This window comes from Agarivorans aestuarii (assembly GCF_019670125.1).
Classification (GTDB): domain Bacteria; phylum Pseudomonadota; class Gammaproteobacteria; order Enterobacterales; family Celerinatantimonadaceae; genus Agarivorans; species Agarivorans aestuarii.
In genome coordinates this window covers 3,255,970-3,280,965 of sequence record NZ_AP023033.1, presented here as the reverse complement: position 1 = coordinate 3,280,965, position 24,996 = coordinate 3,255,970, and the positions used below count along the sequence as shown (strand labels likewise).

Genomic DNA, 24,996 nt, shown 5'->3' with positions numbered 1-24,996 from the left:
ACAATAAATACTATCCCCAAAGGTAAGAAAGGTTTTGCTATGTCACTAAGCAGTATCGAAGAAATTATTGAAGATTTACGCCATGGAAAAATGGTGGTGCTAATGGATGATGAAGATCGAGAGAATGAAGGCGATCTCATCATGGCAGCCGATATGGTAACACCAGAGGCCATTAACTTTATGGCTACCTATGGGCGTGGATTGATTTGTTTACCCATGACTAAACAGCGCTGTCAGCAACTAAAGTTGCCGCTGATGGTAGATGTAAATACCGAGCAGTTTGCTACTAATTTCACGGTATCTATTGAAGCATCGCAAGGCGTGACTACCGGAATTTCTGCAGCAGATCGCTCGCGCACTGTGCAAGCAGCCGTTGCCCGTGATGCTAAGCCTAGTGACATTGTTATGCCTGGGCATATCTTCCCGCTAATGGCGCAAGAAGGTGGGGTACTTACTCGCGCTGGACATACTGAAGCGGGAACTGATTTGGCAAGGTTAGCTGGTCGAGAACCAGCAGCTGTGATTGTTGAGATCCTTAATCAAGACGGCACCATGGCTCGTCGCCCTGATCTTGAGGTGTTTTGTAAAGAACATGGGTTAAAGATGGGCACTATCGCCGATCTCATCGAATACCGTAATAACAATGAAACCACTATTGAGCGAGTAGCAGAATGTAAAATGCCTAGCCGCCACGGTGATTTCAAGCTGATTACCTACCGCGATACCATCGATGAAAAAGTTCACTTTGTGATGCAAGCCGGTGAGATAAAAGAAGATGAAGCCACTCTGGTACGTGTGCACTTGCATAATACCTTTAGTGATTTATTAGGTAGTGACCGGGCTGGGAAGATGAGCTGGCCGCTGGATAAAGCGCTAGAAAAAATTGCTCAAGAAAATGGCGTGCTGGTGCTACTTAGTACCGATGATAAAGCTGATAATTTGATTGACCAAGTTAAAGCCTTTGCTTTGCAAGATCGTGGTGAAACCCCAGCGCAAAAACAAGCGCAAAGCGCATCACGTACCGTGGGTGTGGGCTCGCAGATATTGGCCGATTTGGGTGTGAGTAAAATGCGTTTGTTAAGTTCGCCGAAACGCTACCATGCTTTATCGGGCTTTGGCTTGGAAGTGGTTGAGTACATCGACCAAGAATAGTTATAGATTTAGTGACAAATAATTTTATTAAGGGCCTAGCAGATTAGTTGTGCTAGAATAGCGCGATTTTTTTGATGGACTCAAAGAAAAGGCAGAATTAAGTATGAAAGTAATTGAAGCAAATTTAGCTACACCAAACGCTAAAGTGGCTATTGTTATCGCTCGTTTTAACAGCTTTATTAATGAAAGTTTGTTATCTGGCGCAGTGGATACCCTGACTCGCCAAGGTGGAATTAGCGATGACAACATTACTGTTGTTCGCGTACCGGGTGCAGTAGAAATCCCACTGGCTGCTAAACGCATTGCAGCAAGCAAAAAGTACGATGCTATTATTGCTTTAGGTACGGTAATTCGTGGTGGTACTTATCACTTTGAACTAGTGGCCAACGAATGCCATAAAGGTTTAGCTCAAGTTATGATGGAATTTGATATTCCAGTCACCTTTGGCGTGCTTACTACTGAGTCTATCGAGCAAGCGATTGAACGCGCTGGCACGAAAATGGGTAATAAAGGTACCGAAGCTGCCCTAAGCGCTTTGGAAATGATCAACTTGATTGATCAGATAGAAGTTTAATTTGAGGAATTCTCTGTGAAACCAGCTGCACGTCGTAAAGCTAGGCAATTTGCTACTCAAGCAATTTATCAATGGCAGGTGACCAAGGACAGCGTTGCTAACATCGAGCATCAGTTCTTAACCGAACAGGATATGAGTAAAGCCGATGTTCCATATTTTTCTACTCTGCTGTCTGGCGTAGTAGCAAACAGTGAAAAGCTAGATGCAGCGATGAGCTCTTCGCTTTCTCGTAAGTTAGAAGAATTGGATATTGTTGAACACGCAATCTTATTAATTGGTGTTTACGAGCTATTAATGGTGAGCGATGTACCACCTAAAGTTGTGATTAACGAAGCGATTGAATTAGCTAAGTCATTTGCCGCTGAAGATAGCCACAAGTTTGTTAATGGCGTGCTAGATAAAGTACTACGTTTACAGCAGTTTAAGTCTTAGTTAAATGTCATCTCTGCCTCCTTTGGGTGAATTTGATATCATCGAAAAGTTCTTCCAGCGCAGTGCTTCACGCCCCGATGTATTACTGGGTGTTGGTGATGACGCAGCGCTGGTAACTATTCCCGAGAATAACCAAATCGCTATTTCTACCGACACCTTGGTAGAAGGCGTACACTTTTTCTCTGATATCCCACCTCGCGCGCTTGGTCATAAAGCGCTTGCCGTTAATTTAAGTGACATGGCCGCCATGGGCGCAGAGCCGCGATGGGTAACCTTAGCGATCACTTTGCCGGAAATTGACGAAGCGTGGTTAGCCCAATTCAGCAAAGGTTTTTATGACTTAGCCGAATACTTTAATGTGGCTTTAATTGGTGGCGACACCACTAAAGGCCCCTTAAGTATTACCGTGACGGTTCATGGTGTAGTGCCCAATGGCAAAGCCTTGCGTCGCGATGGGGCAAAGCCCGGAGACTGGGTATATGTTACTGGCAATATTGGTGACTCTGGCCTTGCACTGGCGCATCTTCAAGACAAAATTAGCTTAAACCCTCAGCAGTTAGAGCTAAGCTTAAAGCAGCACTACTACCCGCAACCACGAGTGCTTGCTGGCTATGGTTTGCGTGACATAGCCTCTGCAACCATTGATATTTCAGACGGTCTATACAACGATTTACAGCATATCCTCAGAAAGAGCCATTGCTCGGCGACCTTAAAGTTAGACAGTCTGCCGCTTTCAGAAACCATGAACGAAGCGGTTGGTGTGGATCAAAGTATCGCGCTAGCTTTAAATGGCGGCGAAGATTACGAGCTATGCTTTACCGTGCCAGAGTCAAATAAAGGCTCGGTTGATACCTCCTTATCTTATAGTGGCGTGTCTTATACCTGTATTGGGCAACTGGCGCCTGGCCACGGCGAGATAAAGCTAAAATATCAAGATAAACCCTATCAAATCGAGCCCACTGGGTGGGATCACTTCAATTAGTCCTAGCGAGTAGCGAGAAAGGTAATGGATAAGGCTTTAGCCAAACTAAGTTTACGTAACCCTCTGCACTTATGCGCACTTGGATTTGGTAGTGGCTTGGCCCCCAAAGCGCCAGGTACTTTTGGCACCTTAGCTGCTATTCCTTTGTATTTGTTGCTAGCGCCATTACCTGTTTGGGCCTATGTGGCAGTAGTGTTGGTAAGCTTTGTTTTTGGTGTTTGGTGCTGTCAAAAAGCCAGCGATGCGATGGGTGTACATGACCATGGTGGCATTGTATGGGATGAGTTTGTTGGCTACTGGATTACCATGTTTATGGTGCCGCTATCACCGCTTAACGTTTTGCTCGGTTTTGTGTTGTTTCGCTTTTTTGACGTATTGAAGCCTTGGCCCATCAAAGTTTTAGATAAAAAAGTCCATGGTGGCTTTGGTATAATGATAGATGACGTATTAGCTGGGGTGTTTGCCGCAATATCGTTGCAAATTGTGCTGTTTGTCTTCGCTTAACAGAGCATTCTCTCTGCTTGCCAAATTTGTTCTCCCCAAAATATAGTTAAATCTGCTTATGCAAGCACTGCATAAGCTTATTCTTTATTGCATAAATATGACGATATATCGAATCCTTAATCACTATCACTGTATTCTGTGTTTTTTGGATTATAAAATCCTGTTTATGCTATTTACAGTGGCAGATAAAAATACTAATTTATTACGGGCAAAAAGCGGATCAGGCTTGTTTAAGTCTTACTCAGTTCACAATTGTTGTTTGAATAGCGACATTTGCTAGTACAGGGTCTAGATTTATCAAGAACAATAATTATTAGTCTATTCGCAAACACACCGGAAATGCAGCCACAACGGTTGCATACATGACAAGATGTCACACGGAGAATCATAATGAAGAAAGGATTGGCGAAGCTGTCACTTGCACTTGTAGCTAGTGCGGTAGCTGTGGGCGTTCAAGCGCAAACATTTGTCTTCTGTTCAGAAGGCAGTCCAGAAGGTTTTAACCCAAGCTTATATACAGCAGGAACCACTTTTGATGCGTCTTCTAAGACCATCTTCAACCGTTTGGTTGAATTTGAAGTAGGCACAACCAATGTTGTTCCAGGTTTGGCAGAGTCTTGGGAAGTTTCTGAAGATGGCCTAGAGTACACCTTTCATTTACGCAAAGGCGTAAAATTCCACAGTCAGAAGAAAGGTTTTAAACCTTCTCGCGACTTTAATGCTGCTGACGTAGTGTTCACTTTTGAACGCCAAGATGATCCAGAGCATCCTTACCACAAAGTATCGGGTGGTTCTTACGAGTACTACAGTGGTATGGGTATGAACGACCTAGTAAAAGAAATCGTTAAAGTTGACGATTACACGGTTAAGTTTGTACTAAGCAAACCTGAAGCTCCGTTTATTGCAAACATGGCGATGGACTTTGCATCTATCTTCTCTGCTGAGCAAGCCGATGCCATGCTAGCTGCAGGTACGCCTGAGAAACTAGACTTAGACCCAGTGGGTACTGGTCCTTTCCAAAAAGTACAATACCAAAAAGATTCAATTATTCGCTACGTAGGTAATGCAGATTACTGGCAAGGCGCTCCAGCTATTGACCGTTTGGTATTCTCAATTACACCTGATGCATCAGTACGTTACGCCAAGCTAAAAGCAGGCGAGTGTCATGTAATGCCTTATCCAAACCCAGCTGATGTTGAGCAAATGCAAAAAGATGCTGACATCAACCTAATGAGTCAAGAGGGCTTAAACGTAGGTTACTTGGCCTTTAATACCCAAAAAGCGCCATTTGATAACGTTAAAGTTCGTCAAGCACTTAGCTTAGCGGTTAACAAGCAAGCGATTATTGACGCGGTATTCCAAGGCAGCGGTAAAATTGCTAAAAACCCAATTCCACCAACAATGTGGTCTTACAACGAAGATACCGTTGATTACCCTTACGATCCGGTTAAAGCAAAAGCTTTACTGGCTGAAGCAGGTGTAACTGATCTTAAGACCAACATTTGGGCAATGCCAGTACAGCGTCCTTACAACCCTAATGCACGTCGTATGGCGGAAGTGATTCAAGCTGATTGGGCAAAAGTAGGTGTACAAGCTGAAATCGTTAGCTACGAATGGGGTGAGTACCTTAAGCGTTCTAAGCAAGGTGAGCACGATACCGTGTTACTTGGTTGGACCGGTGATAATGGTGACCCAGATAACTTCCTAAGCGTATTGCTAGGCTGTGATGCTGTTGGTGGTGGTAACCGTGCTATGTGGTGTCATAAGCCATTTAACGACGTAATCACTAAAGCTAAACAGATTTCTGTTCAAGCTGAACGTGCACCACTGTACGAAGAAGCACAGTTAATCTTTAAAGAACAAGCTCCGTGGGTAACAATTGCTCACTCAGTGGCTTACAAGCCAGTTCGTAAAGAAGTTCAAGGCTTTAAGATTGATCCATTAGGTGGTCACCACTTCTATGGCGTGTCGCTAAAATAAATATACTTAAGGGGCTGGCAACAGCCCCTTTCCTTCCTTCAGACACAGAGCTGTAGTTATGTTCCAGTTTATTATAAAAAAATTGATGTTGGTGATACCCACCTTCATCGGCATTACTCTTTTAACCTTTACTTTGATTCGCTTGATTCCTGGCGACCCAATAGAAGTAATGGCAGGTGAAAGGGGCGTGTCTCCTGAACGTCACGCAGCCTTGCGTGCCGAGTTGGGCTTAGACCAACCGTTGTTGGTCCAATACTTTGATTATGTGAAGAATATTGCGAGTGGCGATCTTGGACGTTCATTAATCACCAAGACGCCTGTAACCGAAGAATTTATGACCTTGTTTCCTGCCACTGTAGAGTTGGCTACCTGCGCAGCAATCTTTGCGATATTAGTAGGCTTGCCCTGCGGGATTATTGCTGCTGTGAAACGGGGTTCCTTATTTGACCACTCGGTCATGACTTTTTCTCTCACCGGCTATTCCATGCCCATATTCTGGTGGGCCTTGCTGTTAATGCTGGTGTTCTCGGTAAACTTGGGGGTAACCCCCGTTTCCGGGCGGCTCGATGTGACCTTCTGGATAGATGAGGTCACCGGTTTTATGTTGATTGATACGCTGCTCTCCGACGAAGACGGCGCATTTCTATCTGCACTACATCACTTAGTTTTGCCAAGTATTGTGTTGGGAACCATCCCGATGGCGGTGATCGCTCGAATGACCCGTTCTTCAATGCTAGAAGTACTGGGCGAAGACTACATTCGTACCGCTCGCTCAAAAGGCATGGCGCCAATGCGAGTAATTGTAGTGCACGCTTTGCGTAACGCGCTTATTCCGGTGATTACCGTTATTGGTTTGCAGGTGGGCATTTTGTTATCGGGTGCCATTCTTACCGAGACAATTTTTGCTTGGCCGGGCATTGGTAAATGGTTGATTGAATCTATTGGCCGACGCGACTACCCAGTGGTACAAGGGGGCATTCTGATCGTGGCTACCATTATTATTGTGGTGAATTTGATTGTCGATATTCTTTACGGCGTGGTAAACCCACGGATCCGTCACGGCAAATAAGGAGGAGTGTATAATGACTGAACAAACAACGACTCCAGCCACCACTGGACCACAAGTACAAACGCCGTTACAAGAATTTTGGGGCTACTTTAGTCAAAATACCGGAGCTGTGATTGGCTTGGTATTTATCGCAACAATGATTGTGGTGGCTTTATTAGCCAGTGTGATTGCGCCGCATTCTCCTATTGAACAATATCGTGATGCCTTACTGCTACCGCCATTTTGGGTAGAAGGTGGCACTACCGCTCACTTATTGGGAACTGACGATGTTGGCCGTGATATCTTATCGCGCTTAATTCATGGTGCGCAGCTATCACTATTTATTGGTTGCTTGGTCGTAACCCTATCTTTGGGCATTGGTGTGATTTTAGGCCTAGTCGCTGGCTTCTTCCGCGGCTATGTTGAAACCATCATCATGCGCGCGGTAGACATTATGTTGGCCATGCCAAGCCTACTACTCGCAATCGCGATTGTGGCTATTTTAGGTCCAAGCATTTTTAACGCAGCCATGGCAATTGCCATTGTATCTATGCCGCACTATGTGCGTTTAACCCGCGCATCAACCATCGCCGAGTTGAACAAAGACTACGTGATCTCTTCGCGGGTGGCCGGTGCTGGTTCACTGCGTTTAATGTTTATTACAATTCTACCTAACTGTACTGCACCGCTTATCGTGCAGGCTACCTTGGGCTTCTCTAACGCTATTTTGGATATGGCCGCACTGGGCTTCCTTGGTTTAGGTGCTCAGCCTCCAACGCCAGAATGGGGAAGCATGCTGGCCGATGCCTTGCAGTTTGTGCAACGTGCTTGGTGGGTAGTTACCTTCCCAGGCTTAGTGATTCTGTTAACGGTATTAGCCTTTAACTTAATGGGCGATGGTTTACGTGATGCCCTTGATCCCAAGTTGAAGCAGTAGGAGAAGCCTTGTGTCTTTATTAGAAGTGAAAAACCTTACTGTTGAGTTTGGTGATGGAGATAATCCATTTCGTGCGGTGGACCAAGTAGGTTACAGCGTAGAAAAGGGCGAGATTGTAGGTATTGTAGGCGAGTCAGGCTCAGGTAAAAGTGTTAGCTCTTTGTCCATTATGGGGTTGATTGACTACCCGGGAAAAGTGAGTGCCGACACCCTTAATTTTGAAGGGCAAGATCTATTGGCCATGCCAGAGGATAAACGTCGCGCGATTACTGGTGCTGAAATCGCGATGATTTTCCAAGAGCCAATGTCGAGCTTAAATCCGTGTTATACCGTTGAATACCAAATTAGCGAAGCGCTTAAAATTCACCAAAGCGGTGATAAAAAGTGGCGTCGTAAGCGGGTAATTGAATTACTTGAACAAGTGGGTATTCCTGACCCTGAATCGCGCTTAAAAACGTATCCGCATCAGTTATCCGGTGGTATGAGTCAGCGGGTGATGATTGCCATGGCGATTGCCTGTGATCCAAAACTATTGATTGCCGATGAACCAACCACCGCTTTGGATGTAACCATTCAAGCACAAATCGTCGATTTGTTATTGGATCTTCAAAAGCAGAAAAACATGGGCTTGGTGTTGATTACTCACGATTTAGCACTAGTGGCTGAGTCGGCTCACCGAGTGATTGTGATGTACGCAGGACAAGTGGTAGAAACGGGTCCAGCCGAAGAGATTTTCTCAACGCCGAAACATCCTTATACCCAAGCCTTGTTGCGCTCATTACCGGAGTCGTCTGCAGGCAAAGAGCGTTTAGACGCCTTACCAGGAGTGGTACCAGGAGCGTTTGACCGACCGATTGGTTGTTTGCTAAACCCGCGTTGCCCTTATGCGACTGAGCGTTGTCAAAACGAACAGCCTGCAATGCAGGGAGAAGGAATGCGTCAAGTGCGATGCTTTACACCACTGGATGAAAGCGGGAGACCAAGCGCATGAGTGATAGCATTATGAAAGCAGCGGCTTTAGATGCTGCTCCAGTAGAAGAAACTACCCAAGAATCGGTATTGGCAGTGAATGGTGTTAAAAAACACTACCACGTAAAAGCCGGTATGTTTAAACCAGACGCTACGGTTAAAGCCTTAGATGGTGTGAGCTTTAAGTTAGAGAAGGGTAAGACTCTGGCGGTAGTAGGGGAGTCCGGTTGTGGTAAATCGACCCTAGCTCGGGTATTAACTATGATCGAAACGCCCACCGCAGGTGAGTTGTGTTTTGATGGCGAAGACATTCTGAGCTTGGGTAAAGATGCGGCTAAGGCGCTGCGTCAAAAAATCCAAATCATCTTCCAAAACCCATACGGTTCGTTAAATCCGCGTAAAAAAGTAGGCTCAATTCTCGAAGAGCCTTTGGTGATTAACAGCGATATGAGCAAGGCCGAGCGAAAGCAAAAAGCCTTAGCCATGTTAGCCAAAGTGGGTTTGCGCCCCGAGCATTACGATCGCTACCCACACATGTTCTCCGGTGGTCAGCGTCAACGTATCGCTATTGCACGCGGTTTAATGCTCGACCCTAAGGTTGTGGTAGCCGATGAGCCAGTATCGGCGCTAGACGTGTCTGTGCAAGCTCAGGTACTAAACCTGATGATGGACCTGCAAGATGAAATGGGCTTAAGCTACATTTTCATTTCGCACGATTTATCAGTAGTAGAGCATATTGCCGATGAAGTGATGGTGATGTATTTAGGTAAGGCGGTTGAATACGCGTCTTGTGAGGAGCTGTTTGCTAACCCTAAACATCCTTATACCCAAGCGCTTTTATCGAGCACTCCTCGCTTAGATCCTAGCCATCGTCGTGAGAAAATTAAGCTAGAAGGTGAACTGCCTTCCCCGCTTAATCCTCCAAAAGGTTGTGCTTTCCATGCGCGTTGTCGTTATGCCAATGAGCGATGCGATAAAGAGCAACCCGTTTTAGTTAGTGAAGCTAATGCGCAAGTTGCATGTTTTGCTCGAGAAGAAGGGCGAATCGCTTAACTAGCATGCTATCCAATCAAAAAGCGGGCTTGTCCCGCTTTTTTTATTGCGCCATCACGTGTAAGTTAGCAGCATTAATCGTTTTAAGGTTCAAGACGTTGGCGTTGTTAGGAAAGTTGAAAATTAAATCCCTGCCTTTTACTTTGTTGTTGCTTATAAGCCTTGGCGCTTGGCAATCAGCTAAGGCGAATACTTTGGTTTGGGGAACCGCTTTTCACGCCGAGCCGCAGCAACTTGTTGATGAACTGGATGCAAATAGTAACTTTATTAATCACTTGTTGTTTGACCCCTTGTTTCTTTTGGATCAACAAGGGCGTATTGCGCCGCGCTTAGTTACCAAGTGGAAAATTATCTCACCAACTCAAATCCAATTTGAATTACGTAGTGACGTAGTGTTTCACTCTGGTAATCCACTTACTGCGGAAGATGTAGAGTGGACCTTCCAACAAGTTTCTCAGCAAGCGCATTTACATGCTTTGTTTGCGCCTATTAAAAGTCTCAAGGCGCTCAATACCCTGCAGTTTGAAGTTCGCACTTATCGGCCTTTTTCAGAGTTGATTCAACGCTTAAGTTTTATTTTCCCAGCGGATAAGCAGTTTTACACCGCTGAAGAAAACTTAAACTCACCAACTGCAGTATCGGGAACAGGGCCTTTTAAAGTGAGCCGTTATGTGCCGGGTATAGTTACCGAGTTTGAGATTCATGAACCCTATTGGCGCACCAATCGCAGTAACGTAAGTTTGATTAAAGTGGTGCCGATTAAACAAGCTGAGATGCGCATGGCTAGCTTGTTTTCTCGCGATGTAGATATCGTTGATCACGTGCCAGAGAACTACGTAGAGCTGCTCAACAAAGATAAGCAATTGTCGGTCATTCAAACTGAAGGGCTAAAGTGGTTAGCTATTGAATTGAATCAGCGCAACCCTGCCTTAGATAATCGGCGGGTTCGCCAAGCTTTAAATCTCGCCATAGACAATATTCGTTTGGCCGAAGTCTTAGGGCCTTACGCCTTAGCGTCTACCCAGCTAAGTATTCCCGGGCAAGCCAGTTACAATGCTGATCTATTGCCGCGTTATAATTTGCTGTTGGCTCACCAACTATTGCAGCAAGCTGGATATGAAAAAGGCTTTAAACTTACCATGGCGGTGCCAGAGTCATTATTTGGTGACCAATCTAAAGTGGTTTCTCAACTGGTGTCTATGCTGGACCGAGTGAATATTTCCTTGCAGCCGCAATGGTTAAACGAGCAAGACTACCAGTTAGCGCTGGATAGCTGTTCAAGTGACTTAGTGTTAACACGCAGGCAAGGTGATGCGGGCAATGTATTGTCGATTGCGCGGGCAATGTTTCTCAGTGAAGGTGAGCCAATTACCGATGAGGGTGGGCCGTGTAAGGCCTATCAAAATGACAAAATTAGCCAACTTATTCTGGCCGGTGAGCAAGAGTTAGATGAGGAAAAACGGATTAAGATTATTCAGTATCTAGAGCAGCAAATCTATCAAGAAGCGGTATTTGTGCCTTTATACTGGCAGCGAAAAGTTTGGGCATTGAACCAGCGGATTGATATTAAGAATATGAATCGGGCTAGTCCATTCCCATTGTTTGAGCAGCTACAGGTACTCGAATAGCCGCTTAAGCTTGGCAGAAGTTTTCGATTTTATGCTGAATACCTTTGCTATCTAAACCCAGTAAGTCATAGATTTGCTCTTGGCTACCTTGCTCCACAAAGTTGTCGGGTAGGCCAATGTTCAAAACTTTTACTTGGTTAAGCTGCTGAGCAAACAAAAACTCGTTTACAGCAGAGCCAGCACCGCCTTGTATGGCATTTTCTTCTAGGGTCACTAGCACATCGTGCTCAGCTGCTAAGGCTTTGATACAAGCTTCATCTAGAGGCTTAACAAAGCGCATGTCAACCAAGGTTGCATCTAGTTGCTCAGCTACTGGTGCAGCTTTACACAGTAAACTACCAAAGTTAAGAATGGCGACTTTCTTCCCTTCTCGAATGACTCTAGCTTTACCAATTTCCATAGCGGTCATTTCGCTATTTACTGGAGTATTGTCGGCACCACCACGCGGGTAGCGAACCGCTGCCGGGCCTTGATGAAGGTGGCCGGTGTATAGCATTTGACGGCATTCATCTTCATTGGCTGGTGCCATAATCACTAAGTTTGGCACGGTACGTAAGTAACTTAAGTCAAAGGCACCTTGGTGAGTAGGGCCATCGGCACCCACAATACCAGCGCGGTCAATGGCAAATAAAACCGGCAGGTTTTGAATCGCCACATCGTGAATTAATTGATCGTAGGCACGCTGCAAAAAGGTACTGTAAATGGCAACTACTGGCTGGTAGCCTGCAATGGCTAAGCCTACTGCAAAGGTTACCGCGTGCTGTTCGGCAATAGCCACATCGAAGTATTGCTCTGGAAACTCTTTAGAAAAGCGCACCATGCCTGAGCCTTCACGCATGGCTGGAGTAATGCCCATCAGCTTTTTGTCTTTGGCTGCCATATCGCATAGCCAGTCACCAAAAACTTTAGAGAAGGTAGGGGCGGCGCCTTTGCTTTTAGGCAAGTTGTCTTGGCTCGGGTCAAATTTAGGCACTCCGTGATAGCCAATGGGATCTTGCTCAGCAGGCAGGTAGCCTTTGCCTTTTTTAGTCATCACATGCAAAATTTGCGGACCTTTTAGGTCGCGCATATTGCTTAGCGTGCGCACTAAGCCTTTTACATCATGACCATCAATTGGGCCAATATAATTAAAACCAAACTCTTCAAATAAGGTGCCTGGTACTACCATGCCTTTAAGGTGTTCTTCGGCGCGACGCGCTAATTCCTTAATGGGGGGCATACCGCTCAGTACTTTTTTACCACCTTCACGTAGCGACGAGTACAAAGAGCCAGAAAGAATATTGGCTAAAGAGTTGTTCAGTGCGCCAACGTTCTCAGAAATCGACATCTCGTTGTCATTAAGAATCACTAACATGTCGTTGTGAATCGCACCTGCATGGTTTAGCGCTTCAAAGGCCATGCCTGCGGTCATTGCGCCATCACCGATAATTGCCACTACTTTACGGCCTTGCTGTTCTTTTTCTGCAGCTATTGCCATGCCTAAGGCGGCACCAATAGAAGTGCTTGAATGGCCTACGCTGAGTACATCGTATTCACTCTCGCCACGCCATGGGAAAGGATGTAAGCCTTTAAACTGGCGAATGGTCGACATTTTTTCACGGCGACCAGTTAAAATTTTGTGCGGATAAGCTTGGTGGCCTACGTCCCAAACCAGTTTATCGAATGGGGTGTTATATACGTAATGCAAGGCTACGGTGAGCTCAACAGCACCCAAACCTGATGCTAAATGGCCACTCGATTGGCTGACACTGTTAAGAAGGTATTGGCGAAGTTCATCACACAGCTCTGGTAGCTGTTGCTGCTCTAACTGGCGAAGTTGCGGAGGCAAGTCAGCCAGAGCAAGTGTAGGGTAATCTTTAATATTCAGTGTCATATAAAATGCTTATCATTATTCTTATTGTTGACGACTAGTTGTTTCGATGTACGACATAATCAGCTAATAAGGCTAGCAACTCACTATTGTAAGGCAAACTCTCTAAGGCTTGAAGTGCTTCTTCACCTAGTTTTTCTGCTTTGTCTATGGCGCCTTGTAGGCCCAGTAAACTAGGGTAAGTGCTTTTATTTAGGGCCTGATCTGAGCCCTGTGGCTTACCTAAAGTGTCGGTATCACTAATTATATCTAAAATGTCATCACGAACTTGAAAGGCTAAGCCTAATGCATCTGCATAACGAGCTAAAGCCTGCTGCTCATTTGCTTGATCAATGTTGCCACAAACCGCACCTAACATTACCGCTGCTTTGATAATGGCACCGGTTTTATGTTGGTGCACTTTTTCTAGCTGCTCAAGGCTAACCTGTTGGTTGGTAGCTGCAATATCTAATGCCTGACCACCACACATACCGTTATAACCGGCCGCTTGGCTTAGTATTTTTAACATCGCCACTTTTTGGGCATCGCTAGCGGGGGCTTCGGCAATTAAGCTAAAGGCGAGGCTTTGTAAGGCGTCTCCCGCTAATATAGCGGTGGCCTCATCAAACGCGATATGGCAGGTAGGTTGACCACGGCGCAGCTCATCATCATCCATGGCGGGTAAGTCATCATGAATCAACGAATAGGCGTGAATGCACTCTACCGCCGCCGCCGCTGCATTAAGCATATCTTTGGGCGCATTGTTTAATTGCCCTACCAAATAAACTAACAACGGGCGAACTCGCTTACCGCCTAGCAGTAGGCCGTGACGCATGGCTGCCAGTAGCTTTGGGTCATTAACAACTTGATTGGCTAAAACACTGTCTAAATGGGTGTTTATTTGGGATTGGTAGTCAGCAATGGTGCTAGCTAAACTAGAATTCACTCAGAAGGCTCCTGCACTAAAGGTTCTAGTGAATCGCCATTTGGCCCTTGGCGAAGTATTTCTACTTGTTGTTGAGCTTGTTGCAGTTTTGCTTGGCCAGCATTGGCTAAACTGATACCACGTTCAAATTGCTTAAGAGAATCTTCGAGGCTTAGCTCACCTTGTTCAAGCTGTTGAACAATGTCTTCAAGTTCATTTAAGGTTTCTTCAAACTTCATCTTTTCTGGTTTTTTTGCAACCATGCTAGAGCCTCTATCAAGCGTATTCTGGCGCAAAGTTACCTTAGCCGTATGGGTAGGTCAAACTTGCGACTCAAGTATTTTAATATTGGCCGATAAATATAGAAGAGCTTGGTAGGTCAAGATATTGAAATGAGAACACAAAATTACCTTCGATTCTGTTTTGCGAGTAGACTAGTATTAGTTTAATTAGAATCTCTAGGCTACAGGTTAAAAGGAAAAAGCAGTGGATTTAGCAACGCTGATTGGGATTATCGGCGCCTTCGCCTTTGTTGTTATGGCGATGGTGATGGGTGGCGGAATTGAGATTTTTATCGACATTCCCTCGGTACTAATTGTTTTTTGTGGCTCCTTGTTTGTTGTATTGATGAAATACAACCTAGGTCAGTTTTTGGGAGCGATTAAAATTGCGGCTAAGGCTTTTATGTTTAAAGCCGATAAGCCCGATGATCTTATCGAACGCTCTGTAGAAATGGCCGACGCCGCCCGTAAAGGTGGCTTTTTGGCCCTAGAAGAAGCCGAGATCACCAACCCCTTTATGCAAAAAGGCATTGATATGCTGGTGGATGGCCACGACGCAGACGTAGTGCGCGCCACTATGGAAAAGGATATCTTGCTTACCTCGGAGCGCCATGAATTTGGAGCTGGTATTTTCAAGGCCTTAGGTGACGTAGCACCAGCCATGGGGATGATTGGTACCTTGATTGGTCTGGTAGCCATGTTATCGAACATGGATGACCCAAAATCCATTGGTCCTGCCATGGCGGTAGCTTTGTTGACTACTTTGTATGGTGCAATTCTTGCCAACATGGTGGCCATTCCTATTAGCGAAAAACTGCTGTTGCGTGCTGGCGAAGAAAAACTTAATCGCAGTTTGATTCTAGATGCAGTTTTGGGCATTCAAGATGGCCAGAACCCACGGGTGATTGAAGGCGTGTTGAAAAACTACTTGCCAGAAGGCAAGCGCTCACTAGGCACAACAGACGAGTAGGTAGCGCAGTATGGAAGAACCTTGCAAGTGCCCCCCCGAAGGACTGCCCGCATGGATGGGCACCTTCGCCGATCTCATGTCTCTGTTGATGTGCTTCTTTGTATTGCTGTTGGCCTTCTCGGAAATGGACGTATTAAAGTTTAAGCAAATTGCCGGTTCAATGAAGTACGCCTTCGGTGTGCAAAACCTACTGGAAGTAAAAGACATTCCAAAAGGGACCTCGGTGATTGCGCAAGAGTTTAGACCTGGCCGTCCTGAGCCAACACCTATTGAAACCATCATGCAGCAAACCATTGATATGACTCAGGCTAAGCTTGAGTTTCATGATGGTGAAGAAGCCGACGCCGGTGGTCAGCAAAAAGCGGCTGGTCAGCAAACCGGTGGCCGAGCTTCTGCAACTCAAGCGCAGTCTTCACAAAGCCAATCAGAAACCCAAGCCCAACAAAATGAAACGGCTAAGCGAATTGCCCAGCAACTTCGCGATCAGATTGAAGATGGCGCTATTGAAGTGGAGTCACTTGGTCAGCAAATAATTATTCGGGTGCGAGAAAAAGGCGCCTTCCCTTCAGGCTCCGCCTTCTTACAACCTAAGTTTCGTCCGGTTATTCGCCGTGTCGGTGAGGTGATTAAAGACATTCCTGGCATTGTTACCGTGTCTGGCCATACCGATAACCAGCAAGCAGAGTCAGAGCTATACCGTTCTAACTGGGATCTATCCAGCCAGCGCGCCGTGTCGGTGGCTCATGAGTTGATTAAAGTACGCGGCTTTGCTGAAGAACGACTTGTTGTGAGCGGCTTAGCCGATACTCAACCGCTATTGAAAAACAACACCCTTGAGAACCGTCGGCGTAATCGCCGGGTAGAAATTGGCATTATGCAAGGTAAGGCCTCTCAATCTGGTGAAATTGCCGTATCTGGAGAAGAGTAAATAAACCAGCTCGCTTAACTCTGTTAAGCGAGCTTAGCTTCCTTTCTACTTCACTTCCTTCTTTTTTCATTTGATAAATAAGCACCAAAGCGAGCTAAACTAAACAGTATTGGCTCACCGCCTTAACTCGCGGTATAATTCGCGCCCAAATTTATCAAGGCCCTTGAGTTATGAAGTTCATCGTTAAACTATTTCCAGAAATTGCCATGAAGAGTAAGCCGGTTCGTAAGCGCTTCAGTAAAATTCTTCAAAGCAATATTCGTAATGTAATTAGTCCAATCGATGAAACTATTCGAGTGCGTTTAGACTGGGACCGCATGGTGGTTACTTCGCGTAACGACAGCGAAGAAAATCGCGAAGCGGTGATTCAAGCGCTTTCTTCAACACCTGGTATCGTGCACTTCTTAGAAGTAAAACAGCATAGCTATACCGATTTGCATAACATTTATGAACTAACTTTTGATGCTTGGAAAGATCGTTTAGAAGGCAAAACCTTTTGTGTAAGAGTTAAACGCAGCGGTAAACATGATTTCTCTTCTATTGAGGTAGAGCGTTATGTAGGTGGAGGCTTAAACCAACATTGTGAAAGCAATGGGGTGCGTTTAAAAAATCCTGATGTAACGGTGAAAATCGAGATTGCTGACGACGTAATGTATTTGGTGCAAGAGAAGCATCCTGGTTTAGGCGGCTTCCCTATCGCCACCCAAGAAAGTGTATTGTCGCTTATTTCTGGCGGTTTTGACTCGGGCGTGTCGAGTTATCAACTCATCAAGCGTGGCGCTAAAGTACACTATTGTTTCTTTAATCTAGGTGGCCGAGCTCATGAATTGGGCGTGAAGCAAGTGGCGCATCACCTATGGAAGCGCTTTGGCTCATCACACCGCGTTAAATTTGTAGCAATCGACTTTGACCCAGTCGTCAACGAAATCCTTGAGAACGTTGATAACGGCCAAATGGGCGTGGTACTCAAGCGTATGATGGTGCGAGCAGCCTCTAAAGTAGCGCAGCAGCTGGATATTCCTGCATTAGTAACCGGAGAAGCAGTAGGGCAGGTCTCTAGTCAAACTTTGGTTAACTTAAGCATGATTGACCGAGTCTCAGAAACCCTGATTCTGCGCCCGCTAATTGCCACCGACAAACAAGACATTATTGATACGGCTAAACATATCGGCACTAATGATTTTGCCGAAACTATGCCGGAATACTGTGGCGTTATTTCTAATAAACCTACAGTGAAAGCGGTTGAGTCGAAATTACTTGCTGAAGAGCAAAATTTCGATTTCGCAATACTCGATAAAGTAGTCGAAGACTGCCGTATTACTGATATTCGCGACGTGACTAAAGAAGCTGACGAACAAGTGACCGAAGTCGCTAGCGAAGAAGAGTTAGCGAAAGACAAAGAAGCAGTAGTATTAGATATTCGCTCGATAGAAGAACAGGAGCAACAACCTTTCTCTATTGACGGTGTTGAAGTGAAGCATATTCCATTCTTTAAACTATCAACCCAGTTTGGCGATTTAGACCAATCTAAGCACTACATGCTGTATTGTGACCGCGGAGTAATGAGTAAATTGCAGGCTTTGTATTTGCAAGATGCTGGCTTCAAAAATGTCGGTGTTTATAGTAACAAATAAGCATGAATAGAGCCGGCGAAAGTCGGCTTTTTTTATAGGGCTTATTACGCAAACTTATTAAAAAATATGCCTTTTCTACCCACTTAGCATTTTTGCAAGCTTTTACTGATGACCCGCTCAAACCCTGCGTCTTGTCACACCCTTTGCTGCTGGGTGGTATAAACTTAAATTAGGTTTTAGCATAAAGGGGTAGATGTATGAGCGATCTATTTTTAGTTACTGCCACCGGGGAAGATAAACCCGGTACATTAAATCGCTTGGCCGATATTACCCACTCTCATCAAGGAAAGTGGTTAAGTAGTCGGGTTGTAAATTTAGATGGGCAAGTGGCTTGTATCTTCAAAGTGCAGGTTCCACAAAAAAACACTCAGGCCTTGCAGCAAGCGCTGCTCGCGGTAGACGACTTAAACTTAAGCATTAACGGCTGCAAACCCGCTCACTTATCTCAAAGTGAGTCATTAAGTTTGGTGATTGATGCAGAAGATCGCCCTGGCCTAATTAACGACATAACCCGTTTGCTGGTGGGACATGGGGTTAATGTTAATAAGCTTGAATGTCATCGAATGAGCGTGCCCGAAGCTGGCGGCAGTGTATTTACTGCTGAACTTGATCTCATGGTGCCAGACAGTGAAAACACCGCTGGGATTATTGCCGAGATTGAAGGTTTGCAAGCTCAGATGGTGGTAAACCAAGTTCACTAGAATAAACTGTAAACAGCAAAAAAGGGCAGCAGGCTGCCCTTTTTTAGTGAGTAACGAACGGTGAAGTCGCTATTTAAGATTAAATTCCTTCACTGCATTAAGAATGCTTCGAATACTGTATTGACCAATAAACTTGCCATTTTGCACCACCGGCATTCTGCGGCGTTTTTCTTTAATCAACTTTTCCGCTACGGCTAGAATATCCATGTCGGTGCCGATGATATCCACTTCCTCGGTCATGTAATCTGCTACTGAGCCGCCAATCTCTCCGTGATATGTACCTTTTAGAATTGCCTGTAAGCAATCAATTTCAGAAATAACACCCACGACTTCGCGTCGCTCGTTGATGACGGTTGCGCCAGAAACCTTGGCGGTAAGCATGATGTCGATAGCTTCAAATAATGAGTTTGAAGGGGTAACCGTAACCGGATTTTTGGTCATGTAGTCAATTGCACGAATAGAGGTTAACGGCATACTTTCTTCCTTAAAATTGCAGGGTTTCTTTAAGATATGAATAAAAAAAACGCTTTTTGTCCAGTTGTTTGTATAAAAAACTAGTGCGAGTTACAAAAAACAGGGTGACTTTGAATTAATTGTAGTTGTAATGTTGCTCAATAGTCGTATTTTTTGTGGGTAATTAGATTAATAGGTACTTGGCCACTCTAATTGTTCAGCTTAAGCTAACTACTACCTTGGTCTAGCGATGTAAATTGTGTGAACAATGAATACTTTAGTCTTAGCCGATACACGTTACACTTGAGTTTATTTGCTTAAGTTCAGCCAAAGAGATCCCGCTAATGAGTCAACGCAAGCTGCATGATTTGTTTTCGCCAAAGTCTATCGCGGTTATTGGCGCATCTAATCGTGCCTCACGCCCTGGCAATGTGGTAATGAAAAACCTGATGAGTGCTGGTTTTAATGGCCCCGTGATGCCGGTTAGCCCTAAATATAAAGCGGTGTTAGGTGTATTGGCTTATCCAAGTATTGAGAAGCTCCCTCAGCGCCCAGATCTCGCCATTATTTGTGTTAACGCTAGCCGCTTGCCTGAGGTGGTGGAAAAGCTCGGCCAATTTGGCTGTAAGGCGGCGATTATTACTGCCGGTGGCTTAGATATTACCTTGGAAGGGCAAGAGCAAAGCGTTGCAGAGCAGGTTCTGGCCTTTGGCCAGCGCTATGGCATGCGTATTCTAGGGCCAAACAGTTTGGGCTTAATGCTGCCTAACATAGGCTTAAATGCTTCCTTTGCTCATGCTAATAGTCAGCCCGGAAAAATTGCCTTTGTCTCGCAATCTGCTGCTGTGTGCACAACGGTATTAGATTGGGCAAATAACAAGGGCATTGGCTTCTCTTCTTTTATCTCGTTGGGGGATGCCTTAGATATCGACTTTGGCGAGCTGCTGGACTTCTTAGCCAGAGATGCCAAAACCCAAGTGATTATGCTGTATATTGACTCAGTGAAAGATACCCAGCGCTTTATGTCGGCTGCTCGAGCTGCCTCGCGTAACAAAGCCATATTAGTGATTAAATCCGGTCGCAGCCGCTTAGGCGCGCAAGCCGCAGCGTTGCATACTGGCGGATTAGTGGGTAACGATGCGGTATACGATGCAGCCTTTAAGCGCGCTGGTATGTTGCGCGTGAAAGATCTCCACGAGTTATTTGCGGCGGTAGAAACGCTAACTTACGCCAACCCTCTGCAAGGTGAACGCCTAGCCATACTAAGTAATGGCGGTGGCCCAGCTGTGTTAGCGGTAGATGCCTTGATGGAGCGCGGGGGGAAACTGGCAGAGTTCTCTCAAGAAACCCTAGCTAAGCTCTCCGAGGTGCTACCCAGTGCTTGGTCAGGGCAAAACCCCTTGGATATTGTCGGCGATGCGGATCCAAGTCGTTACGCTAAAGCCTTAGACATTGTTGCCAGCTCCGGCGAAGCCGACGCATTGCTATTAATGCATGCACCTTCGGCCTTAGCTGGCGCCGAGTCTACTGCCGACGCCTTAATCAATGTGATAAAGCAAGACAGCAAGGCGCGCCGTTTAAATATTCTTACCAACTGGATGGGCGAAGAAACTGCCTATTCAGGCCGATTGGCTTTCACCAAAGCGGGTATTCCCACTTACCGTACCCCCGAGGGGGCAGTGGGAGCATTTATGCATATGGTGGAGTTTCGCCGTAACCAAAAACTATTGTCGGAAACCCCCAGCACTACCGATAGAACCTTAGTTGATCAATCAGCCAAGCAAGTGCTCCAGCAAGCGATTGCTAAAGACATACTTGTGCTGGAAACTCATGATGCCAAGCCCTTGTTGCATGCCTATGGCTTGCAGACTATCGATACCTGGTTTGTGCATAACGTAGAAGAAGCCATCAGCTGTGCCGACAAAATTGGCTACCCGGTAGCCTTAAAAATTCAGTCGCCCGATATACTGCACAAATCTGATGTGCATGGGGTGAGCTTAAATATTAATAACCAGCATGAGCTAGAAATAGCTGCAGAATCGATGCTCGACCGGGTCAAGCAAGCCTATCCACAAGCCAAGGTTGAAGGCATGATCCTGCAACGAATGGCCTTAACTGCTGGCGCACAAGAGCTGCGTGTGGCAGTAATTAATGACCCAGTATTTGGCCCTGCTATTTTCTTGGGCGAAGGCGGCTCTGAGTGGGACGAAACCCAAGATGCAGCGGTGGCCCTGCCGCCACTTAATATGAGTTTGGCGCGTTATTTAGTTATTTCGGCACTTAAAGCTGAAAAAATACGAGACAGGCGCTTACCTAACGGATTAAAAATGCAGGCGCTCTGTACCATGCTAACCCGGCTATCAAACTTGATTATCGATTGCCCAGAGATTGCCCGCTTAGATCTTAATCCGGTGCTGGCCGCTGGCGATAACATAACCTTGCTTGACGTGAATATGCGTTTGCAAAAAACCGATCAGCGCTCAAGCCAGCGTCTTGCTATTCGCCCTTATCCCAAAGAGCTGGAAGAATATTGCCAGACTAAAAGTGGCACAAAGGTATTGCTTCGCCCAATTTTGCCAGAAGACGAGCCTAACCACTTAGCCTTCGATTCATCACTTACCGAAGAAGATCGCTACAAGCGTTACTTTGGCGCGCGTGGGCAAATGACCCATGAAGAAATGGCTTTGCTCACTCAGATTGATTACGCCAGAGAAATGGCCTTTATTGCGGTGGATGAGCAAGCCGAAGACGACCGGATGATACTAGGAGTAGTGCGCGCCAGCATCGATCCCGACAACTTAGATGCCGAGTTTGCCATGGTGGTGAGAAGCGATTTGCAAGGCCAAGGTTTAGGTAAACACTTGCTGCAAAAGATGATTCGCTACTATCAACAAATGGGCACCCAAACCTTAAGTGGCATGACCATGATCCAAAACCGTGGCATGGCGGGTTTAGCCAAACACCTTGGTTTTAAAGTGAAGTTTGAATTGGAAGATGGGGTCATTGAAATGCAGCTTGAGCTACAAAACAATCCCCCAGCAGAGGCTAGGGTCTGTTGATCTTTGGTGTTGAAATTTTGTTCGAGATAAGCGGGCTTTAATCGCGGCGGGCACTTAGAAGCCTAGTGGGCTAAGCAAGAAGTGCTTAACAAAGAGTAAAGTTCGCTTATCCGAACCTTTCGGGCAGCATTTCTTAGCCATTTATTCAGCGTTAGCGAGTGATTATTAAGCCCACTTAACTGCACACTCACTGCCTTGCCTAAATGGCTAATAAATAACTGCAAAAACCATCAGCAAAGATCAACAGACTGCTAGTTAGCAGCTTTTTAGTTATTGGCTTGCACTAACAAATTGTTGCATCACAGCGCAGTTAGCATTAATGCGCTGGTCAAAATCTTCTAGTGCTGGGGTTTCGCTGCACGCGCCGCGTTTAGCGCCAATACGCACTAAGCAAGATTCAAAGGAGCTGTCGTAATGGTTGTGAATCAAACCATTGTCCAGTGGGCAACCGTCAATGCTGTTGTCCTCAGCCACCTTAAAGTACTGCGCCAAACTATCTCGCAAACCTTGGCTAAAAGGCCCTGCATCTTGCTCTGGTTCAAAAGAATACACATAGCAGTGGTGTTGCAATACATCTTCGTGGCAGGTCAGTATGCCGTCACTGCTTAGTGCTTTTAGCAGCGCTTGTTGCTTAATAAGCAGCTTACCTTCTTTAGAGCTTTCTTCGGTTTCAAGCGCAGTGCCATCGGTTACTCCAAAACCGCGATTGGGGTTTTCGCCATATTGGTTAAAGCGATGTCCGGCTTTAAATCCAGTAGGGTTTACTAGCGGCAATAGGCTTAGGTTTACAGATAGAAATACATCATTGTTAAGCTGACTAAGAAACTTTAGCATTCCCCATGGTCCAGCTGCTTCTTCGCCATGAAAGCCCGCGCTAATAAGAATATTTGGTAAATGTTGCTTGGACGCCGCAGAGCGATATAAATCAACAGGGTAGCTTTCAATTTTACCAAGTGTTTGCTGTCGCATGCCTAAACGCTGCATTTGTTCATGAAGTAATGAATAGAATCTATCAATGTCATTGCTGGCACAGCCAAACTGCTGGGACTGCCAATGAAACTGTTGGAATGAAGAACGGCTCAAAACCTAAGCTCCTGCATGGTTAAGTGATTGCTTAAACGAACACTACCAGTACTTTTGCTTAGGCTCTAGTCTTGCGCGGTATTTACTTGTTTTTCTAAAAGGAATTAGCGCCTTAGCTTAAGTGTTTAATCGTCGTCATCGTCGGGGTGAAGGCTTACTACCTCCGCGAGTTCTTGTTGAAACAACTCGGCAATAGCGTGATGTTTTTCGTTCAAGTAGAAGTAGCTGGTTATGGTAATGAAGGGTTCATTAAAGCAAGGTTTTATTAGCGTCTGGTCGGTTTCATCAAGCAAAAACTCTACGGAGCGTTTGGTTGCTGGGAAATAATCTGCGCGGCCGCGGCGAAGCATTTCCACCATTATGTGCGGAGTAGCTACTTTCTCAAACCCCATTTCTGATAATTGATAAAAGATATCAAAGTAGGGTATTCCATTTAAACCTACCGGCTTAAAGTTACTTAGCTGGTTTGGGTCATTCACGCAGTTTTGGTCGTGCGGAACCCAAATCCATAATGATGAGCTCTCGATGGGCACATCTATTTTTATCATGTGGCTGGAATCACGAGTAGCAATTTCGTAGGGGAAAGCCTCGCCGTCTAACTCACCATTTTGCACTAAGCGGTGGGCGCGCGCTTCCGGCAGAGGGATAAGTTCCAGCTCAATATCTATTTGCGCGGCGGCTTCTACCAAATAATCTAAACCGGGCTCATCTTCGCCGGAGTCAAGGTCGTAGTCGAGCACGGCTACTTTCATCAATGCCGCTGCATTAATGAAAAAAGGTGTGAACAAAAAGCTTAGTATTAACAATCGAGTTGGCATTATTACTCAAGCGTTTTATTGGCTTAAGCAAAGTATAGAGGGCATTTTAATAACGCTGGTTGTTATTTGATCATTTTGTGCTTAATGCCTAAAAATACTCCGAAATGGCTAGGTAGTGCTGTCGAATATGTTCAATCAGCAATTTGATTTTTTTCGGTTGCTGGCGGGTAAAAGGGTACATGGCGTAAATGCCTAGCACCTTTGCGGCTTGGCCTGTTAGTACTTCATGTAAGTCTTGTTTGGCTAAATCTTGGTACACCAAACAACGAGGCACATAAATTAAACCATACCCTGCTAATGCGGTTTTGCGTAATGCCCGTGCGTTATTGGTGCTAAAGCCACTGTTAATGCGAATGGCTTGAGTGGTCTCTTTCACTTTAAATAACCAGTCTTCCGCGCCACCTTCCTGATAGCTATAACTTAGGCAGCGATGTTGTTTAAGCTCATCTGGGGCTTTGGGAGTGCCATGCTTTTTTAAGTAAGCTGGGCTGGCTACCACCACCCAATGCGAGTCGATAATATGCCTGGCAATTAACGATGAGTCAGGCAAGCTACCGGTGCGAATCACCAAATCAAATCCATCTTCTAGCAAGTCTACAAAGCGATTATCCATCGACATCTCAATGCTAATTTCTGGGTGTTGTTCGCTAAATGCTGCTAAGGCTTCGGCAAGCAGCAGCTCCCCCGAGATAGTTGGCACACTAATGCGGATCTTGCCGCTTAGGCTTTCGCCATATTCGCCTACTTCGGCAAAGGCTTCTTGTGCACTAAGCGCAATGTGTTTGGCTTGGTTATATAGTGCTTGGCCGGCCTCGGTGAGCGAAAGCTTTCGGGTAGTGCGATAGAGCAGTTGTACCGCCAGTTGCTGCTCTAAACGAGCCACGCGCTTGCTCACTACCGAATTGGTTAACTCACGCTGTTCTGCAACCCGAGAGAACGAGCCTTGCTCAACCACGTCGGCAAATAAAATCAAATCATCTACATTTGGCATTTTTTGGAAATAATTAATTTCTTTGTTTCTATATATGGATAAATC

At 45.6% G+C, this 24,996-nt stretch carries 23 protein-coding genes; 16 read left to right on the top strand and 7 right to left on the bottom strand.

The window, feature by feature from the left end; all coding sequences use genetic code 11:
• The first annotated feature begins 39 nt into the window (after positions 1–39).
• From ribBA to K5609_RS15205, 11 genes are all read left to right on the top strand, one after another.
• Positions 40–1,152 (top strand): bifunctional 3,4-dihydroxy-2-butanone-4-phosphate synthase/GTP cyclohydrolase II, encoded by a 1,113-nt coding sequence (ribBA, locus tag K5609_RS15255; protein ID WP_221074393.1) that lies wholly within the window; start codon positions 40–42, stop codon positions 1,150–1,152.
• Between the two features lie 103 nt (positions 1,153–1,255).
• The gene (gene ribH, locus K5609_RS15250; RefSeq protein ID WP_220718617.1) at positions 1,256–1,726 is read left to right on the top strand and encodes a 6,7-dimethyl-8-ribityllumazine synthase; all 471 of its coding nucleotides are present in this window, start codon (positions 1,256–1,258) and stop codon (positions 1,724–1,726) included.
• Positions 1,727–1,741: 15 nt separating this feature from the next.
• Positions 1,742–2,158 (top strand): transcription antitermination factor NusB, encoded by a 417-nt coding sequence (nusB, locus tag K5609_RS15245; RefSeq protein WP_221074392.1) that lies wholly within the window; start codon positions 1,742–1,744, stop codon positions 2,156–2,158.
• Between the two features lie 4 nt (positions 2,159–2,162).
• Positions 2,163–3,140 carry a thiamine-phosphate kinase gene (gene thiL, locus K5609_RS15240; RefSeq protein ID WP_221074391.1) on the top strand — a complete coding sequence of 326 codons (978 nt, stop codon included), beginning with the start codon at positions 2,163–2,165 and terminating at the stop codon, positions 3,138–3,140.
• 24 nt (positions 3,141–3,164) lie between these two features.
• Positions 3,165–3,644, top strand: a complete 480-nt coding sequence (locus K5609_RS15235; RefSeq protein WP_221074390.1) for a phosphatidylglycerophosphatase A family protein — start codon at positions 3,165–3,167, stop codon at positions 3,642–3,644.
• Positions 3,645–4,034: 390 nt separating this feature from the next.
• Positions 4,035–5,624: an ABC transporter substrate-binding protein gene (locus K5609_RS15230; protein ID WP_221074389.1), complete on the top strand. Its 1,590-nt coding sequence runs from the start codon at positions 4,035–4,037 to the stop codon at positions 5,622–5,624.
• Positions 5,625–5,682: 58 nt separating this feature from the next.
• The gene (locus K5609_RS15225; RefSeq protein ID WP_221074388.1) at positions 5,683–6,693 is read left to right on the top strand and encodes an ABC transporter permease subunit; all 1,011 of its coding nucleotides are present in this window, start codon (positions 5,683–5,685) and stop codon (positions 6,691–6,693) included.
• 13 nt (positions 6,694–6,706) lie between these two features.
• Positions 6,707–7,609: a dipeptide ABC transporter permease DppC gene (dppC, locus tag K5609_RS15220; protein ID WP_221074387.1), complete on the top strand. Its 903-nt coding sequence runs from the start codon at positions 6,707–6,709 to the stop codon at positions 7,607–7,609.
• Positions 7,610–7,619: 10 nt separating this feature from the next.
• Positions 7,620–8,600 (top strand): dipeptide ABC transporter ATP-binding protein, encoded by a 981-nt coding sequence (dppD, locus tag K5609_RS15215; protein ID WP_221074386.1) that lies wholly within the window; start codon positions 7,620–7,622, stop codon positions 8,598–8,600.
• Positions 8,597–9,631, top strand: coding sequence for a peptide ABC transporter ATP-binding protein (locus K5609_RS15210; protein WP_221074385.1), 1,035 nt, complete (start codon positions 8,597–8,599; stop codon positions 9,629–9,631). Before dppD ends, K5609_RS15210 begins: the two co-directional genes overlap by 4 nt.
• 116 nt (positions 9,632–9,747) lie before the next feature.
• A complete protein-coding gene (locus K5609_RS15205) occupies positions 9,748–11,259 on the top strand; it encodes an ABC transporter substrate-binding protein (protein WP_221074384.1) in 1,512 nt (503 codons plus the stop codon).
• 4 nt (positions 11,260–11,263) lie between these two features.
• On the opposite strand, the gene dxs is transcribed toward K5609_RS15205, so the two are convergent.
• Genes dxs through K5609_RS15190 form a run of 3 tightly spaced genes read right to left on the bottom strand, consistent with a single transcriptional unit; the run spans position 11,264 to position 14,296 of the window.
• The gene (gene dxs / locus K5609_RS15200) at positions 11,264–13,132 is read right to left on the bottom strand and encodes a 1-deoxy-D-xylulose-5-phosphate synthase (RefSeq protein WP_221074383.1); all 1,869 of its coding nucleotides are present in this window, start codon (positions 13,130–13,132) and stop codon (positions 11,264–11,266) included.
• A 34-nt stretch (positions 13,133–13,166) separates the two neighbouring features.
• Entirely contained in the window at positions 13,167–14,054 is an 888-nt protein-coding gene (gene ispA / locus K5609_RS15195) for a (2E,6E)-farnesyl diphosphate synthase (RefSeq protein WP_221074382.1), read from the bottom strand.
• Positions 14,051–14,296 carry an exodeoxyribonuclease VII small subunit gene (locus K5609_RS15190; RefSeq protein WP_016402704.1) on the bottom strand — a complete coding sequence of 82 codons (246 nt, stop codon included), beginning with the start codon at positions 14,294–14,296 and terminating at the stop codon, positions 14,051–14,053. The genes ispA and K5609_RS15190 overlap by 4 nt, the downstream gene beginning before the upstream one ends.
• Before the next feature lie 223 nt (positions 14,297–14,519).
• Here K5609_RS15190 and pomA point away from each other — a divergent pair, with 223 nt between their 5' ends.
• From pomA to K5609_RS15170, 4 genes are all read left to right on the top strand, one after another.
• Positions 14,520–15,284 (top strand): flagellar motor protein PomA, encoded by a 765-nt coding sequence (gene pomA / locus K5609_RS15185; RefSeq protein ID WP_221074381.1) that lies wholly within the window; start codon positions 14,520–14,522, stop codon positions 15,282–15,284.
• A gap of 10 nt (positions 15,285–15,294) precedes the next feature.
• The gene (locus tag K5609_RS15180; RefSeq protein ID WP_163130971.1) at positions 15,295–16,212 is read left to right on the top strand and encodes a flagellar motor protein MotB; all 918 of its coding nucleotides are present in this window, start codon (positions 15,295–15,297) and stop codon (positions 16,210–16,212) included.
• A 170-nt stretch (positions 16,213–16,382) separates the two neighbouring features.
• A complete protein-coding gene (gene thiI / locus K5609_RS15175) occupies positions 16,383–17,846 on the top strand; it encodes a tRNA uracil 4-sulfurtransferase ThiI (protein ID WP_221074380.1) in 1,464 nt (487 codons plus the stop codon).
• A 197-nt stretch (positions 17,847–18,043) separates the two neighbouring features.
• A complete protein-coding gene (locus K5609_RS15170) occupies positions 18,044–18,547 on the top strand; it encodes a glycine cleavage system transcriptional repressor (RefSeq protein ID WP_221074379.1) in 504 nt (167 codons plus the stop codon).
• Between the two features lie 69 nt (positions 18,548–18,616).
• On the opposite strand, the gene K5609_RS15165 is transcribed toward K5609_RS15170, so the two are convergent.
• On the bottom strand, positions 18,617–19,021 hold the full coding sequence (locus K5609_RS15165) for a CBS domain-containing protein (RefSeq protein WP_221074378.1): 405 nt from the start codon (positions 19,019–19,021) through the stop codon (positions 18,617–18,619).
• A gap of 323 nt (positions 19,022–19,344) precedes the next feature.
• Here K5609_RS15165 and K5609_RS15160 point away from each other — a divergent pair, with 323 nt between their 5' ends.
• Positions 19,345–22,059 (top strand): bifunctional acetate--CoA ligase family protein/GNAT family N-acetyltransferase, encoded by a 2,715-nt coding sequence (locus tag K5609_RS15160; RefSeq protein WP_221074377.1) that lies wholly within the window; start codon positions 19,345–19,347, stop codon positions 22,057–22,059.
• A gap of 270 nt (positions 22,060–22,329) precedes the next feature.
• On the opposite strand, the gene K5609_RS15155 is transcribed toward K5609_RS15160, so the two are convergent.
• The 3 genes from K5609_RS15155 to K5609_RS15145 form a co-directional block, all read right to left on the bottom strand.
• Positions 22,330–23,142: an N-acetyl-ornithine deacetylase gene (locus K5609_RS15155; protein WP_221074376.1), complete on the bottom strand. Its 813-nt coding sequence runs from the start codon at positions 23,140–23,142 to the stop codon at positions 22,330–22,332.
• Between the two features lie 125 nt (positions 23,143–23,267).
• Complete coding sequence (locus K5609_RS15150) at positions 23,268–23,960, bottom strand: type 2 periplasmic-binding domain-containing protein (RefSeq protein WP_221074375.1); 693 nt, start codon at positions 23,958–23,960, stop codon at positions 23,268–23,270.
• Positions 23,961–24,048: 88 nt separating this feature from the next.
• Positions 24,049–24,951, bottom strand: a complete 903-nt coding sequence (locus K5609_RS15145) for a LysR family transcriptional regulator (RefSeq protein WP_221074374.1) — start codon at positions 24,949–24,951, stop codon at positions 24,049–24,051.
• Positions 24,952–24,996 lie beyond the last annotated feature (45 nt).